Origin of the sequence: Sorangium sp. So ce590, assembly GCF_051521365.1 — a bacterium.
Taxonomy (GTDB): Bacteria; Myxococcota_A; Polyangia; order Polyangiales; family Polyangiaceae; genus Sorangium.
Genome location: NZ_CP150346.1, coordinates 466,969 through 481,722, shown reverse-complemented (window position 1 = coordinate 481,722; position 14,754 = coordinate 466,969). Strand labels below are relative to the sequence as shown.

Genomic DNA, 14,754 nt, shown 5'->3' with positions numbered 1-14,754 from the left:
GCGACGCCGCGACCCACCACCGGCGCCGCGCGCTTGCCGTCCGAGGGCGAAGCGGTGATCATCGCCCGCTGTGTCGGGTTCCGAGACGAAACAGCCCTCGCTGGCCCCGGTCGAGCCGGGGACCGTGCTCGCCGGCAAGTACCGCGTGGAGCGGATCATCGGCCAGGGCGGCATGGGGGTGGTCGTCGAGGCGCGGCACATCGTGCTCGACGAGCGGGTCGCGCTGAAGTTCCTGCTGCCCCAGCTCAGCCGGCACCCGGAGGGGGCGGGCCGCTTCCTGCGCGAGGCGAAGGCGGGCATGAAGATCAAGAGCGAGCATGTCGCCCGTGTTTCGGACGTCGGCACGCTCGAGAACGGCGCCCCGTACATGGTCATGGAGTTCCTGACCGGGAGCGATCTCGCGCGCCTGCTCCAGGACCAGGGCGTGCTCGGCCTGGAGGACGCTGTCGACTACATCGTCCAGGGCAGCGAGGCGATCGCCGAGGCCCACGGGCTCGGCATCGTGCACCGCGATCTCAAGCCGGCGAACCTGTTTTTGACGACGCGGATCGACGGCTCGCCGCTCGTCAAGGTGCTCGACTTCGGCATCTCGAAGATGGCGACCGGCGCCGTCGACATCCTGACGGGCACGGACGCGGCGCTGGGCTCGGCGCTGTACATGTCGCCGGAGCAGATGCGGCAGACGCGCTCGGTGGACCACCGGACCGACATCTATGCGCTCGGCGTCTCGCTCTACGAGCTGCTCGCCGGCCGGCAGCCGTACTACGCCGAGACGCTGCCGCAGCTCTGCGCGGAGGTGCTGACCGGCACGCCGACGCCGCTCCGGGACATGCGCCCCGACGTGCCCGCCCCGCTCGCGACCGTGCTGGAGAGGGCCTATGCCCGCGAGCGCGATCAACGGTACGCGTCGGTCGCCGAGCTCGTCGTGGCGCTCGCCCCGTTCGCGCCCGCGCGCACGTACCCGACGCTCGTCCGGATCGCGCGCATGGGCGGCCTGTCGCTGCACGCCGCGGCCGCCGGCGGGCACCGCGCGTCGCAGCCCTCGTTCTCGGTCGTGGACGCGCGGGCCTCGGCGCCGGCGCTCCGCGAGCCGTCGTGGCCGGGGCTCTCGTCGCCTGCGGCGGCCGGTCAGGCCGCCGCAGCGCCGCCGCAGCGCCCCGGGACGCCGCTCCCCGACGCGGCGGCGCCGTTCTCGCAGCCGTCGCCGGTCGCCTTTGCGGCGACCCCCTACCCCCACCCGCCGTCGCCGTTCTCGCCATCGCCGGTCGCCTCCGGGACGACGCCGTTCCCGCACCCGTCCTCGCCGTTTGCCCGGCCGTCGTCGCCGGCCTTCGGCCCCCCGGGCGCGCCGCCCGGCGATGGCGGCAGGCTCAGCCCGGTGCCGCCCGAAGGTCCCGCGCCGCATCAGCAGATCGTCCCCGGTCCGTACAGCGCGCCGATGAGCTCGCGCGCCGCCGCGACCTTCGCCTCGTCGACCCACCTGGGGATCTCGTCGGACGGGCGCCGGATCCCCGGGTTGCCGGCCTCCCCTGCCGTGATCATCGCGATCACGCTGCTCTCGGCGGCGCTCGTCCTCGGGGTGCTCGCGGTCAGCGTGTTCATGCTGCGCCGGGGCGGCGCGGACGACGCGGGCGGCGCGGCGGCGGCGCAGGCGACGACCGCGAGCGCGACGGAGACCGCCGCGCCTGCGCCGACCCCGGAGCGGCCGGCGTCCGACCCCGGGGCGGCGACGCCGGACGGGCCGACGATCCTGCCGACGGGGGTGGCGACGGACACTGCCGCGGCGAGCGCCTCGGCGGCGGCGAGCGCCTCGGCGGCGGCGAGCGCCTCGGCGGCGGCGAGCGCCTCGGCGTCAGCCTCGCCAGCGTCGGTGCCGACGAGGGCGGCGCCTCCGCGGGCGCCGGCGGGGCGCAGCGGGCCGGCTGGCCGCCCCGTGCCACCTCCAGCGACCCAGCGTCCTCCCCAGGGCATCGACCTGAACGATCCGCACTGAGCCACCCCCCATGATCTTCTCGAGATTGCATGCCCCCCGCGCGATCCGTCGCGCTCGACTCGTCCTCGCCTCGGTCGTCCTCGCCTCGGCCGCCCTGCTCGCGCCCGCGGGCGCTGCGGCGCAGGGCATGGGCGGCGATCCGACGCTGGCCCAGACGCTGTTCGAGGAGGGGCGCCGCCTGATGGAGGCGAAGTCGTACGCCGAGGCGTGTCCCAAGCTGGCGGAGAGCCAGCGGCTGCGGCCCGGCACGGGCACGCTGCTCAACCTGGCGCTGTGCAACGAGGGGCTCGGCAGGACGGCGACGGCGTGGGGGCAGTTCAAGGAGGCGCTCTTCGCCTCGAAGAAGGAGGGCAACGCCGCGCGCGAGGCGTTCGCGCAGGAGCACATCGACGCGCTGGAGCCGAGGCTCTCGAAGATCCAGCTCGTCGCGGAGGGCACGCCGGGCCTGCTGGTCCGCATCGACGGGTACGACATCCCCGCGGCCGCGCTCGGCACGCCGATCCCGATCGATCCTGGGTCGCACCAGGTCGAGGCGACCGCGAGCGGCTACTCGGTGTGGTCGACGACCGTGCAGGTCGGCGAGAGCGCCGATCTGAAGGCGATCGCCGTCCCGAAGCTCCAGCCCGCGCCCCCCGCGAAGACGACCACCGCGCCGCGGGGGCCGGCGGCGGGCGGCGACGCCGGCAGCGCCGACGGCGGCGGCGGAGGAGGACTGCGCACCGCGGGCTTCGTGATCGGGGGCGCCGGCGCGGCGGTGCTCGGCGTCGGTGCCGTGTTCGGGATCCTCGCTGCGGGGCAGGCTGGCGACGCGGAGAAGGACGCGGCGCTCTGTCCGGGCAAGCAGTGCTCTCCTCTGGGTCGCGCGGAGATCGACGCGGCGGAGACCAAGGCGCTCGTGTCGACGATCGGCATCGGCGTGGGCGTCGCCGCGATCGGCGCGGGGGTGATCCTGGTGCTGACGTCGGGCCGGTCGGGAACGGAGGGCGCGAGCGCCGCCGGGGCGCGGCCGGGGCGCGTGCAGGCGCGCGTGGTGCCGCTCATCGGCCCGGATGGGGGCGGGGTCGGCGTGCTGGGGGCGTTCTAGGCGCGACCTGGGCACGTTTCTCGTCGAGGTCGCCGACCTCCTTGCCTCGACGAGGACCGGCCTGCGGTGGTCCGCGATCGTGCGCCGTCGTGGCTGCGCCAGTCCGCGCCCGCTGCCGTGGAGCGTGACCGTCGGCGGTCGGGAGCGAATCCGCGCGCGCACGCAGGCGACCTGAGCTCCGGCCTCAGAGCTCGCCCACCTGGCTGTGCTCGTGAAAATCAACCAGCGCCTGGCCGCTGCGGCTGAGGCCCGCTTGGGCATTGATGTAGGGCACCGCGTCTCGAATCGCTTTCATCGTCAGCTCGATGTTCTTGTGCGTCCCGACCACGAGGGCGGTGTGGTGCTCCACCGCCCGCTCGGGCTGCGTCAAATAGCGAAAGAGCTCCTGAATGCGCGGGATCTGGATGCGGCCGCGCGTGCCGAACGTGTCGATGCCTTCCTCGCTGACCCGGCCCACCCCGCCGTAGAGGAACACGCTGCCTTCGCGCGCGTTGGTGCAAGGTCTCAGAAAAGCGCAGGTGCCCGCCTTGAGCTCGCCGTCGACTGCGCCCCAGGTGTTCTCCGCGCCGATGTCGGCCTGGGTGGCCAGGATCTCCTGGCGGGTGATGCGGGCGCCGGGGCGCATCACGCTCTTGGCCCAAACGCCGCAGTGGAAGAGATCCACCTCCTCGCGCTCGTCATCGTACATGTTGTTCCAGTCGCCGAGCAGCGGCACGAGCCCGGAAGCGCACTGGAGCATGTACATCCCCATCCAGCCCGCGATGTCGGTCTCGCAAGCGGCGGGAATGAGCTTGTCCGAGAGCATGCTCATGCAGGTGCAGGGCATCACGCCCACCTCTCCGCCGATCTGGTACTTCTGCATCTCCGTCCAGCAGCGCACCGCGATGCCGTCGAGGTCGTTCTCTTTCACGAAGCGATCGAAGACGACGCCCATCCGGGCGATCGCCTCCAGCGAGGCGCGCGGAACGTCAGCCGCTGCCATGTAGCCGGAGACCGCTTCCAGCTGAGTGGATAGCTCGCGCGGCGAGACCTTGCGCATCTGTCGATCGAGCGCGATCAACTCCAGGCCGACCGTGCTCAGGCCCATGTGCCCCAGCAGCTCGGTGGAGACGTTGGTGACCGTCTGGAACGCGTCGGGCCCCGAGCCCACCAGCCCGAGGCGCACGCCGCGGCCCCGGCGACGGAACTTCGATGCCAGAACGCAGCTCGCGTAGAAGGCGTGGAGATCGTCCGCGAAGGCTGCCGAGCTGACGGCTTCGCAATGCTTGGACGTGAGGGTGTACGGGTAGCCGATGTGGCGGAGCGCGTTGGCGGCCGAGAAGCGCCCGCACGCCCCGTCCCGCCGGCCCTTCTGTCCCATGCGTCCCAGACCGCGCACGTCAGGCTCGGTGTGCAGCAGCACCGGCACATCGAGGTCGGCCAGCCGCAGAAAGTCCCGAATCCCGTTTTCATCGGAGAAATTGTACATCGAGCAGATGACGCCAATGGCCCCGCCGCCGTCGGGGGTGCGGCGGTACTGCTGGGCGACGCCCGCGGCCGCGCGCGCGTCGGCGTAGGTCTCGACGTTGCCGAGCTCGACGTAGCGCACGCGCCCGCCGAGCACATGGCCCACAGCCGACTGGGTGGCCTTCGCTCCGTCCTCCGCAAACTCCGTCGGAAAGAAGCCCCGGTTGCCCATGAAGCCCAAGATCACCGGCTCGCTCTGTGTCATCGCTGTCTCCTGGAGCAGGCGGGCTCGAGCCAGGATGGTCTTGCCGCTCCAGCCCGCCGGTTAGCGTCACGGTTGTCGTCGCATCGGCGTCCACTTACGCTGTGGGCGCCCCCTTGCCACGAGTCCCACTGGGCTCGTCACGTTTGCGCGGATCGAGGCGGACAGCGCCAACCGGCGTCCAGTCGCGCGTCGGACCCGACCAGCGCTCATGGCTCCCGCGCGCGCGGGGGACCGCAAACACCGACCGCGTATTCCGCTTCAATACTATGCATGCCCGTGCTAGCGTCAACAGCTAATCCGAATTAGCTAAACGGAGCGCGCGCTTGAACGATCCCCCCGACCCCGCCCCCCCGCACGTGCCCGGTCTGCGTCCGATCCGTATGAAGGACATCGCCGAACGCCTGGGGTTGTCCCAGACCACGGTGTCTCACGTGCTGACGGGCAAGCATGCGAAATTTCGCATCAGCGCCGCCACGGTGGAGCGGGTCTGGACGCTGGCCCAGAAGCTGGGTTATCGGACCAACGCCATGGCCCAGGCGTTCCGGGAGCAAAAATCGTACGCGATCTCCCTCGCCGTCGAAGACCTGTCGAACCCGATCTGGGCCGGGATAGCCGTCGGCGCCGAGCGCGAGGCCGAGCTCCACGGCTACGCCCTCGTGGTGAGCCACCTGGCCGGCAACGCAGGGCGCCAGCGTCGCGCGTTGCAGCTCGTGCACGAGTCCCGGGTGGATGGGCTCATCGTGTCCCCGGTTTCCGGAGGGGATTGCGATCTCATCGCGGCGCACAAGCAGGGACTTCCCTTTGTGCAGATCGACCGGGCGGTCCCGGACCTCGACGTCGCGTGCGTGCGCACCGATCACGCCGCCGGCTCGGTGCTGGCGCTCCGCCACCTTCTCAGGCACAAGGATCGGTCGCTCGTCTACATCGGCGGCCCGCTCGACATCCCCACCTACCGACATCGTCTCGACGGGTTCCGGGCGGAGTTGGCGCGGAGCGGCGTCGAGGCGGCGGCCATCGAGGAGTTGAAGGAGGCCACCCCGGAAGAGGCCGAGACGCGCATGGTCGAGCTTCTCCAGCGGCTGCGTGGACCTCTGGCCGTCTACGCAGCAAATTTCTGCACCACTGTCGGGACCCTGCGGGCCATCCGCGCCGCCGGCCTCTCCGTGCCCGACGAGATCGACGTCGTCGGATTCGATGACATCCTGATGGCCGATCTCTTGCGCTATCCCGTCGCGACCGTCGATCAGGACGTCGGCGCGATAGGACGCGAAGCGGTCCGGCTGCTCCTTGAAATGCTGGCGGGCGGGAAGGTCGCGCGAGAGGTCCTGCTCCCCCCTCGCCTCACCGCGCGAACATCGGACGTGCCGCGCAGCGAAGGGCGCCCCGCTGAGTCACACCCGATCAGCGCCGGCGACGGTGCGACGGGACCGCGATGGTAGGACGGGGGACCGTGGTACCAAGCCTTGTGACTACTCGAACAGCAGCGCGTTTCTCATGATGTCGGCGCCGTCACCGACCCAGAAGCCGTCCACCGCCATCGAAGTACGAGGCCAGATGTTCGCCCAGGGCGCCGCCATCATGCGGGAAGCCATACATATAGACGAGGACCGCGTCGTAGGCGTGAAGCTCTTCGACGGTCGGCGTCGCCTCTCCGATGTCGTAGACATCGACCGCCGAGAACGCGCCGGTGCGAGCGAGCTCCACCCGTACGTCGTCGTTCCAGCCCGGGATGAAAGACACCCCCGCGATGAGCACGCGGTCGGCGCTGGCGTCGGTGCACACGCCGTCCACGCACTGCCCGCTGCACACGTTGCCGCAGCTCCCGCAGTGGGCTCGGTGGAAGCTCGGATCCACACAGACGGTGTCCCCGCTCGGATCGACGCAGGCGATGTCGGGAGGCGCGCACGTGGGTCAACCCGCGCCGCCTTCGCAGCTGTAGGTCACGGTGACGCGCGCGAACGCGCCGCCGAGCGCGTCGCTCCGGCTCAGGCCCTCACAGCTGGGCCCGTGGATCAGGACGGCGTTGTAGTCGCCCTGGTTATAGGTGCCGAAACCCACATCCGGCAGCGAGATGAGGCCGTGGACCGGGTCGCAGCTGCACGTGCCGATGGTGTCGAAGCTCCCGATCGTGGTGCCGTTGAGCGACACCGACCGACTGCCCGGGTAGCAGGTCAGGCCGTTCTCGAGCTCGACATCGAGCCTCTGCACGGGGCCGAGCGCGCCGCCGGCATCGGTCCACCGGAAACCGTAGGGCATGCTGTTGCACCCGTCTCTCCGGTGTAAGCCGAGCCCATCACAGTCCATGTCCTGGTTGATGAGGACGCTCGCGTCGTCGATGTCGTAGCTCGTCGCGCAGTCGCCGTCAGGGAGCTGCGTGAAGCCCTCGGGGCACGTACAGCTGCAGTCCTCGGCCGACACGTGGACGGGAAAGGTCAGCGAGCTCGACGCGGCATACACGTCGGAGACCGTGACCTGAACCTGGTAGTCGCCCGGCATGTCCGTCGAGAAGCTGCTGGCGGCGCCGGTCGCCTGAAGGGCCGGGGAGGACCCGGACGGGCTCGCGGTGATCGACCAGGCAAAGGAGATCGGGTCGCCGTCGGGATCCTCGGCGCCCACGGTGATCGTGGCCGTCTCGCACCGGGAGATGAACTTGCTGGGCGCGATGTCGAGATCGTTGATCCTCGGCGGGTCGTTCAGCGCGACAACCGTGTCGAGACCGCCGTTCGCGCCCCCGCCGCACTGGGACACGAGCAGGACCTCGGTCGTCGCTTCGGCGGCGACGTACGCCGTCCCCTCGGTGGGAGCGCACTCGCTCGACGGCGCAGCGTCGCTCATCGGTGTCGCGCAAACGCGGTAGTTGCCGGGAGGCAGCAGGAACACGACGCTGTCCCCCGCGTGCGTCCCCGAGCTCGCGGGGAGCACGCTGCCAGGGAGCGCCTCGGGCTCAAGGGCGCTGGTCGCCTCCGCGAGGGGCGCGTCGCCGCATGTGCTGCCGGCGCCGACGACCTTGTAGTGGATCGCCGTGACGTCGTGTCGCGCGCCGCGGACCGCGAGCGCCGCGTGGATGGCGCCCGTCGTCCCGGCGGCGTCTCCGTCGCTCTTCTCCATGTCGCATGCGTGTGACGCGAGCGCGAGCGCGATGGTGATCGTCGATTGCAAGAATGTTCTCGATATCGATCTCATGATGCTGTTCCCCTTGCTGTGCACCCCGGCGAGACGCCGACCGGCGACGCTCCGGAGCGGTCGCCGGGGACTCGCGGGGGACATGTCCTTCGTGTTGGCCGCATCCAACACCCCCCGCGGACCCACGCGGGGTCGAGCCGGAGGTGTCAAGACACAAAGAATAGCATAAACCAGGACGAATCGATGCTGTCAAAGCAAACCCGTCGTGCACTGTATTCGCCTGGCGCGTCGGCGAGTCGCGCACGTTGGCGCGCAAGCGCATCGGACCGCGCCCTGCGAAGCCAGAAGAGTCTACGAAGGCGGACGATGACGCCGCTCCGAAACGCAAGCGTGGCGGCTATCGGGCGGTCGACAAACCGCGCCGAGCTCTTGCGCCGCACATGTGCGCTCGATGTCCTCGAGTGCCCAGCTTGCAAGGGGCGGATGAAGCTCGTCGCCATGGTCACTGAGCCCCGGAACATCGTCCGCTTCCTCTCCGCGCTCGGCGAGCCGACCGATGTTCCAGCACGCTCTCCCAACCGGGGACCACCGTACTGGAAAAGCACCGTTGTGCGCCGCAAGGCGCACGGTGACGCCGTATAGCCTCTCGCGACGCGCCTCCCGGGCCAGACCAGCGCCCGGACCGACACGTGTGCCCACGGCAGGCCGATGCGCCCCTTAGCGCGCGCGGCGCCGCCCGGACCGCGCTCATTCCGGCCTTCGAGGGGTCGCTCGACGCGGAAATCGAGTTTCAGCGCCCTTGCCACGAGCTCACTCTCCCGTCACGTCGAGCGAGACCCGCACCTTCTGATGCACGATCTGCGTGGTCCTTTCGTGTTTGATCTCGAGGTCCCCGTAGCATTCAGTGGGCGTCGCCGTCGGTTGCTCTGCGATCGGAGCAGTGACGCTCACCACTGCGGGCAACGCGTCGTAGCTGCCCTCGACGAGCTCAACGATGAAGGTCGACCGGATCGGACACCCGAACACGAACCCCACGTAGCTCACCGCCCAAGGATAGCTGCCTCCGTAGGCGTCGTAGATCTCAAACTCGACTGGCTCAGCCTGCTCTCCGACATTCGCGGTGAGGTGGACCTCGTTCGTCGAAACTTCGATCGGTAATAGCGTGTCATAAATCACGAGAGCTGGTGCGACTTCGATCTCGGTGGTGATGGCGAGCTGGGCGGAGAGTCTGATCGGACGGTCGAAGAGCTGATTTGGAGAAAGCACGAGCGGCTCTGTGCTCTTGCCTGCGGCAGTAAAATCGAGCCAACCGGTGACCTCGTTCTGGCTGCTCTCGGTGAGTTTGACCGACCAGTCGAAGGCGCTCCCGTCGCTCGCCACCATCGGAATCGTGAGAGCTCCGGGAGGTCCCTCGTCGATACGCCGGCGAAAAACGATATCAGCCCGATTGAATCCCTGATGCCCGACGAGCTCCACATGAACGACCGTGTAGGTGATATCGACCAGGAGCTCCTGGCACGAGCCCTCCGAGCAGCCTCTCACCAGAATCTGACCCCGAAATACCCCGGGAGGAAGCGAAAGAGGGGCGGCCTTGGTGACACGGACGCGGGCGATACCGTTCGAGTCCGTCACCTCCAGCCCGCTCACGACGACGTGGGACTCTCCGAGCTCTTCGTGGGAGACCGGGATGGCGGAAACCGTGACGACCCCTTTGAGCGCCTCGACCTCAACGATCGCTGTGTACTCGTCGCTCCGTGAGTCGAATTCGATGTGCGTCGTGCTCAGTCGGAAGAGTTCATTCTCCGCGGGCCTTGGAGTGGATCCCATGCCGCCGCTGCCGTTCGTCGTCGAACCGGTCCCGCCCTGGCCACCGCTCCCGCCAGAGCTCGTTGCTCCGGCCGCTGCTCGGCCTCCGCTCTCGTCTGCCTCGGACTCTGCCGAGCCATTTTCACAGGCAACTGAGAGGATCAGGGCGATGAGGAGGGGAACGAGCCAGCAGAGGCGGGTGGGCTCTCGCAACATACCGACCGAGCATACCCGAACTCGCCGCAAATGACGAGAGGACGAGATCCTTTTCTCCCGCAACCGGAGAGTCCACCAGTAGTGGTACAGCTATAGGGTAGGATGCGTTCCGCTTGGTGCTACCGTCGCGGTAATCGCAGGCGTTTCAGGCGTGGAAAGCCTGTCTGACCATCGGGCCCGTTCTGCTCGGCGCGTCATCTGGTCGAGCCGCATCCAGCTCGCCGCCGAGCGCGATGCGGCCGATCTCGTCCGCACCCCCTTCCCCGAGGACGAGCCCGCGATGTTCGAGATGACCACGCGGGGGATGATGCGGAAGATGGCCACCGAAAGCAGCAAGCTCGTGGCGAACATGACGCCCATGAGGCCCGTCACGTACATCGTGCCGCGTGCATGTCGTCGTTCGGACGAAGGAGGATAGTCACGTAGTACACCATCCCGACCTGGATCAACGCGAACGCCATGCGCAGCATCAGATCCGAGATCAAGAAGATGATGGCTTGCGCATGCAAGCAATCAGGGCGACTCTCGGCTCCTTGCCCCGCGCAGCGAGCCGGCCGTACAGGTCGGCAATAACGGGGTCGTGGGTCTTGGGTTCATTCGGAGGTCGCTGGACGTGCGTTGCACGACCGTCACGGAGCCGGTCTTGACCGCTCCGCGCGCGCCCCGGCGCACGGCGTGCTCGCTGTAGAACCGCTCTACGCTGTCCACGAAGATGCGCGTCAGCGCGCCGAACAGCGCACCCCCCTGGGCGAGCCTCCGCCGCCAGGCGAACGGAAACGTCAGAGCCCATTGCCGGAGCGCCACCTCGGGCTGCACGTCCTCGATGAAATTCGCCGCCGTGGCGCACATGCGCCGGCCGGATCGCGGGCTCTCTCATCGGGCGATCCTCCGGAAGGTATCGTTCCCCAGGACGGTCGCGATCTGCGCCCCGCTCAGATCGCGGCCGTGAAGCACCGTCCAGTACGACCGATTCGTCGTCTGGTTCTTGGTGGTGAATAGGGTCATATCCCCGAGGGTCGGATACCTGTCCTTGGCGATCTGGCGGGCCTCCAGCTCGGTCTTGAAGGTCTGCCCCCAGATGTTGAAGTACAGAGATTCGTGCATCAGACGATGCACGAGCGCGGGACCCTTGTCGTGCTCGAGCCCGAGCACGTGCCCTATCTCGTGGGCCGTGTCGAGCGAGATGCCCATGTGCACGTACTTCTGACTCGGAGGGATCTCTCGCTCCAAGAAATCGTCCTTCGTGGACACGCCGGCGGTGTGCGTCGCGACGAAGACCACCGGCCCTACGAAGCCGTCGTTGCCCTGGTGGCGGGTGAGGCCCCACCGATCGAAGGTAGGGATGAACACGAGCTGGACGCACTCCCTTTCCTGCCGCCGGTCCTCGAGGATCGCCGCGTTGATGTCGTCCCTGAGGTCATCGTACAGCTCGCCCAGGAACGCATCGCTGCTCGCATATTGATTGAGGTTCTTCTGCAGATCGATCCTGGCGGCGACCGGGCGGGCCACGTGGATGCCAACGCCGGCCTGCTTCCAGATCTCTCTCACTCTTCCAAAGACAATCTTGAGATCGATGTCCGCCGCTGTCCTCGTGACGCCTTCTTTGTAGACCATCGTCACGATCCAGGGGCGTACCCGCACCACGTACCTGCCCGTGGCGATGTCGTCCGCCTCGTCATCGTCGAGCTTGATCGCCCAGTAGGTCCTCTGGTCCAGCGTCGCCCTGTACCATCCGTCCTCGAGGGCGTACCCCGCCTGGTCGTCCTCGTCCTGTTGCTCCCAGCGGATGATGGCATGTCGAGGGCCGTCTTTGAATGCGACCCATTTTCTCTGAACCGCGCCGGCCGGCGCCACCGTCGCCGGGTGCGGCCTCTTCGCCGCCCCAGCTCCGAACGGCGCCTTCGGCTGCGCCACCGTCGCCGGGTGCGGCCCCTTCGCCGCCCCGGCCCCGAACGGCGCCTTCGGCTGCGCCACCGTCGCCGGATGGGGTCGGATCGGGGATGGGCGGGCGACGCGCGCGTTTGGTGGCTTCACGGCCGCCGGGTGCGGGGGCTTTTCGGGCGGCTCACGGGGAGGGCTCATACGAAGTACGAAGGGATGCTCTTCGGGTCCAGTCGCGCCCTCTCCTCGATCGCCTTCCGGCGTTTCACGTCTTCGTCGAACTCACCCCGCATCGCCATCTCGAGCACCGCTTCCGGGGACCACCCGTACATCTCCGCGAGCTCCATCCCGTGGGCGATCTGGTCCTCGAATCGCACCTCGATGGCCTGCTTCTTGGCGCGGTAGGCCCCCTTGTCCTGCTTCAGCTTGATCCGGATGTAGTTACCGTTCCAGACGACGAAGCTGGTGATCGTGAGACACCGGAGCTCGAAGGGGTGGTCTTTGAGGAGAAAGGCGACGCCCTTGCAGTTGTCGGTCGCGATCAGCGCCTTGAACGGGTCCGTCCCCGGCAAGAACGTTACATCGCTGAACCTCTGCGTGATCTTGATGAACTTGCTAGAGATGGCGGTGGTCGCCGGGTTGGCTATGGAGCTCCGTATGATCTCTTTCACCTTGTGCATGGGGAGCGGGGAGAGCCCGGCCTCGCGGGCCTTCACGCAGGCATGATGGTACTGGAAATAGAGGATCTCGGAGTTGTTGATGCGCTCCGTGCTCCCGGTCTCGACGGTGTTCGTGTCTTTGTTCGCGTAATTGTAGCTCGCGACGATGACTCCGTGGACGGGATCGATGTAGTTGGCGTAGGCGCCTTCGCCACCCTTCGGGCCAGTCTGGATGTAGAAGAAGTTCTCCTTGGTCCCGGCGAAGGAGGCGACGTTGATCGGGAGCGTCTCGCCTCGTTTGCACGTGCTCGCGTAACGGGCGGAGAAGGCCGCGGCTCTGTCGACGTCCAAGTCGGGGCTCAGCAGGGCATTCCGGAGATCGTTCCAGAGACGGGTGCCTTTCTGGATCATGTCCTCGACGCTGGGCTGCTGGTTCCCGCCCTGGTTCATGGGCTGCACGACCCTCGCCGGGTGCGGCGCTCGGGCCGCCGCCGCACCCGGCGCGGGCTTCGACTGCGCTACAGTCGCCGGGTGCGGCGCTCGGGCCGCCGCTCCTGGCGCGGGCTTCGACTGCGCCACCGTCGCCGGGTGCGGCGCTCGGGCCGCCGCTCCTGGCGCGGGCTTCGACTGCGCCACCGTCGCCGGGTGCGGCGCTCGGGCCGCTGCCGCTCCTGGCGCGGGCTTCGACTGCGCCACCGTCGCCGGGTGCGGCGCTCGGGCCGCCGCCGCTCCTGGCGCGGGCTTCGACTGCGCCACCGTCGCCGGGTGCGGCGGCCTCGTATCCTCGCCTGCTCGACCACGGCTCCCGGCTCTTCCAGCGCTCATTGCTGCGTCCTTCGACCCGCGATCATACCCCGCTGCCGCCCCCGGGTCACCTTCCGGAGACGGTGGCGGCCCTCCTCCGGCACTCGGAGCAGCGCGTCGCGGCGGGTCGGGGCAGCGTGCTTCCCGCCCGATCAGCGCGCTGCCGCCGTCGTGCACCGTCGCTCCAGGTGCGGTGCCTCGCAGTCGAAGTGGATGTCCTATCCGTCAGACCCTTGCCTCCTTGGTGTCGGGGTCCCTCCGTCATGGCCGGGTCTGTGGAGCTCGGCAGCGGGGTTCCAGCCTGAACTTCAGGCCGAGCGATCGGAGCGTCACCTGCGCGAAGGTGCGGAGAGGGCGCGCGGAGGCGACGCGAAAGCGGTAGCGTGAGAGGAGCATGGGCAGAAGGATCTGCAGTTCGAGCAGCGCCAGGCGGCTGCCGATGCAGTTGCGCGGCCCGTAGCCGAATGGCAGGTCGTGGTGCGCCGGCCGTTCCGCCACCCGCTCGGGCACGAAACGGTCTGGATCGAAGCGTTCCGGGCCCTTCCAGCAGCGCGGGTTGCGGTGCACGAAGTATGGGCGGATCAAGACCATCGGGTCGGCGGGGATGCGATATCCCCCGACGTGCTCCACGGCGAGCGTCCAGCGGTCGGTCATCCACGCGCTCGGATAGAGCCGCAAGGTCTCGTCGATGACGCGGCGGGTGAGCCGCAGGCGCGAGAGCGACTCCTCGCCAGGGTCCTTGTCCCCGAGGACCTCTCGCTCTTGTGCCGCCTCGCGGCCAGCGTTCCGCCGCCGCGCTTTCACACCGTCAAGCACGCGGGCGTGCTCGCGTCGGCGAGTCCATGGCGCAAGCGCATCGGACGGCGCCCTGCGACGCCAGAAGAGTCCACGACGCTCGCGGTCCCACCCTTTCGCTCTGCCGCGCTACACTTCCTCGCCCTGCGATCCGGCTTGATTTGCCTACGCGCAGCGGGAGCTCTCGCAGGCCGAGCTCCAGGGCGTGCTCCGCAAGGAGCTGAACGGCTACCCCGGCCTGCGCGCCGTGGTGCAGGATCTCTCCCAGTCCGGCTTCACGGCCCAGCGCGGGTTCCCGGTCGAGCTCTCGGTCCGCGGCCCCGACCGGGGGGAGCTCACGAAGCACAGCGAGCGCATCCGGGGCGAGCTCGCCCAGAGCGGCCTCGTCGTGGATCTCGACACGGACTACCAGCTCGGCATGCCCGAGCTCCGCATCGTGCCCGACCGCGCGCGCGGCGCACCTCGGCGTGAGCGTCGAGGCGATCGCGACGACGCTGAACACGCTGATCGGCGGCGGACGCATCGCCAAGTACAACGACGACGGGCGCCGCATCGACGTCCGCGCGCGCCTGCTCGCGGAGCAGCGGAGCCGGCCCGAGGACCTCGCGCGGCTCCGGACGCGGCGCGCAGGGCGAAGCGCGCCCGCCAGCACGGCGCACCCGGCCACGCCGCAGCAATAGCG

Annotated in this window: 12 protein-coding genes and 1 pseudogene; 5 read left to right on the top strand and 8 right to left on the bottom strand. The window is 69.0% G+C overall.

The genetic code is table 11. The features are described from left to right. Positions 1–70: 70 nt before the first annotated feature. Together WMF28_RS01795 and WMF28_RS01790 are read left to right on the top strand one after the other, a co-directional pair. Positions 71–1,993 (top strand): protein kinase domain-containing protein, encoded by a 1,923-nt coding sequence (locus WMF28_RS01795; RefSeq protein ID WP_437600277.1) that lies wholly within the window; start codon positions 71–73, stop codon positions 1,991–1,993. A gap of 10 nt (positions 1,994–2,003) precedes the next feature. After that, positions 2,004–3,077 (top strand): hypothetical protein, encoded by a 1,074-nt coding sequence (locus tag WMF28_RS01790; protein ID WP_437600276.1) that lies wholly within the window; start codon positions 2,004–2,006, stop codon positions 3,075–3,077. Between the two features lie 184 nt (positions 3,078–3,261). Here the strand turns inward: WMF28_RS01790 and WMF28_RS01785 are convergent, their stop codons facing one another. After that, positions 3,262–4,788, bottom strand: a complete 1,527-nt coding sequence (locus tag WMF28_RS01785; RefSeq protein WP_437600275.1) for an L-fucose/L-arabinose isomerase family protein — start codon at positions 4,786–4,788, stop codon at positions 3,262–3,264. 380 nt (positions 4,789–5,168) lie between these two features. Here WMF28_RS01785 and WMF28_RS01780 point away from each other — a divergent pair, with 380 nt between their 5' ends. Next, positions 5,169–6,227, top strand: coding sequence for a LacI family DNA-binding transcriptional regulator (locus tag WMF28_RS01780; RefSeq protein WP_437600274.1), 1,059 nt, complete (start codon positions 5,169–5,171; stop codon positions 6,225–6,227). Positions 6,228–6,297: 70 nt separating this feature from the next. Here WMF28_RS01780 and WMF28_RS01775 read toward each other — a convergent pair whose 3' ends face one another. The 3 genes from WMF28_RS01775 to WMF28_RS01765 all read right to left on the bottom strand — a co-directional run bounded on the left by WMF28_RS01775 (position 6,298) and on the right by WMF28_RS01765 (position 9,933). Further along, on the bottom strand, positions 6,298–6,579 hold the full coding sequence (locus tag WMF28_RS01775) for a hypothetical protein (protein ID WP_437600273.1): 282 nt from the start codon (positions 6,577–6,579) through the stop codon (positions 6,298–6,300). 120 nt (positions 6,580–6,699) lie between these two features. Beyond that, the gene (locus WMF28_RS01770) at positions 6,700–7,947 is read right to left on the bottom strand and encodes a PKD domain-containing protein (protein WP_437600272.1); all 1,248 of its coding nucleotides are present in this window, start codon (positions 7,945–7,947) and stop codon (positions 6,700–6,702) included. 774 nt (positions 7,948–8,721) lie between these two features. After that, on the bottom strand, positions 8,722–9,933 hold the full coding sequence (locus WMF28_RS01765) for a hypothetical protein (protein ID WP_437600270.1): 1,212 nt from the start codon (positions 9,931–9,933) through the stop codon (positions 8,722–8,724). A gap of 151 nt (positions 9,934–10,084) precedes the next feature. Between WMF28_RS01765 and WMF28_RS01760 the strand changes: the two genes are divergently transcribed. After that, a complete protein-coding gene (locus WMF28_RS01760; protein WP_437600269.1) occupies positions 10,085–10,351 on the top strand; it encodes a hypothetical protein in 267 nt (88 codons plus the stop codon). Between the two features lie 95 nt (positions 10,352–10,446). Here WMF28_RS01760 and WMF28_RS01755 read toward each other — a convergent pair whose 3' ends face one another. The 4 genes from WMF28_RS01755 to WMF28_RS01740 form a co-directional block, all read right to left on the bottom strand. Further along, the gene (locus WMF28_RS01755) at positions 10,447–10,782 is read right to left on the bottom strand and encodes a hypothetical protein (protein ID WP_437600268.1); all 336 of its coding nucleotides are present in this window, start codon (positions 10,780–10,782) and stop codon (positions 10,447–10,449) included. A 24-nt stretch (positions 10,783–10,806) separates the two neighbouring features. After that, on the bottom strand, positions 10,807–11,907 hold the full coding sequence (locus tag WMF28_RS01750; protein ID WP_437600267.1) for a hypothetical protein: 1,101 nt from the start codon (positions 11,905–11,907) through the stop codon (positions 10,807–10,809). 104 nt (positions 11,908–12,011) lie between these two features. After that, the gene (locus tag WMF28_RS01745) at positions 12,012–12,923 is read right to left on the bottom strand and encodes a hypothetical protein (RefSeq protein WP_437600266.1); all 912 of its coding nucleotides are present in this window, start codon (positions 12,921–12,923) and stop codon (positions 12,012–12,014) included. Between the two features lie 615 nt (positions 12,924–13,538). Next, positions 13,539–14,093, bottom strand: coding sequence for a cytochrome P450 (locus WMF28_RS01740; protein ID WP_437600265.1), 555 nt, complete (start codon positions 14,091–14,093; stop codon positions 13,539–13,541). 160 nt (positions 14,094–14,253) lie between these two features. Here WMF28_RS01740 and WMF28_RS01735 point away from each other — a divergent pair. Further along, positions 14,254–14,722 (top strand): annotated as a pseudogene (locus tag WMF28_RS01735) (efflux RND transporter permease subunit); the annotation flags it as partial. Positions 14,723–14,754 lie beyond the last annotated feature (32 nt).

Bases quoted from the DNA above. Each gene is read 5' to 3' on its own strand.
- WMF28_RS01785 (WP_437600275.1), bottom strand. From the start codon at position 4,788: ATGACACAGAGCGAGCCGGTGATCTTGGGCTTCATGGGCAACCGGGGC.
- WMF28_RS01755 (WP_437600268.1), bottom strand. From the start codon at position 10,782: ATGTGCGCCACGGCGGCGAATTTCATCGAGGACGTGCAGCCCGAGGTG.
- WMF28_RS01790 (WP_437600276.1), top strand. From the start codon at position 2,004: ATGATCTTCTCGAGATTGCATGCCCCCCGCGCGATCCGTCGCGCTCGA.
- WMF28_RS01780 (WP_437600274.1), top strand. From the start codon at position 5,169: ATGAAGGACATCGCCGAACGCCTGGGGTTGTCCCAGACCACGGTGTCT.
- WMF28_RS01745 (WP_437600266.1), bottom strand. From the start codon at position 12,923: ATGAACCAGGGCGGGAACCAGCAGCCCAGCGTCGAGGACATGATCCAG.
- WMF28_RS01765 (WP_437600270.1), bottom strand. From the start codon at position 9,933: ATGTTGCGAGAGCCCACCCGCCTCTGCTGGCTCGTTCCCCTCCTCATC.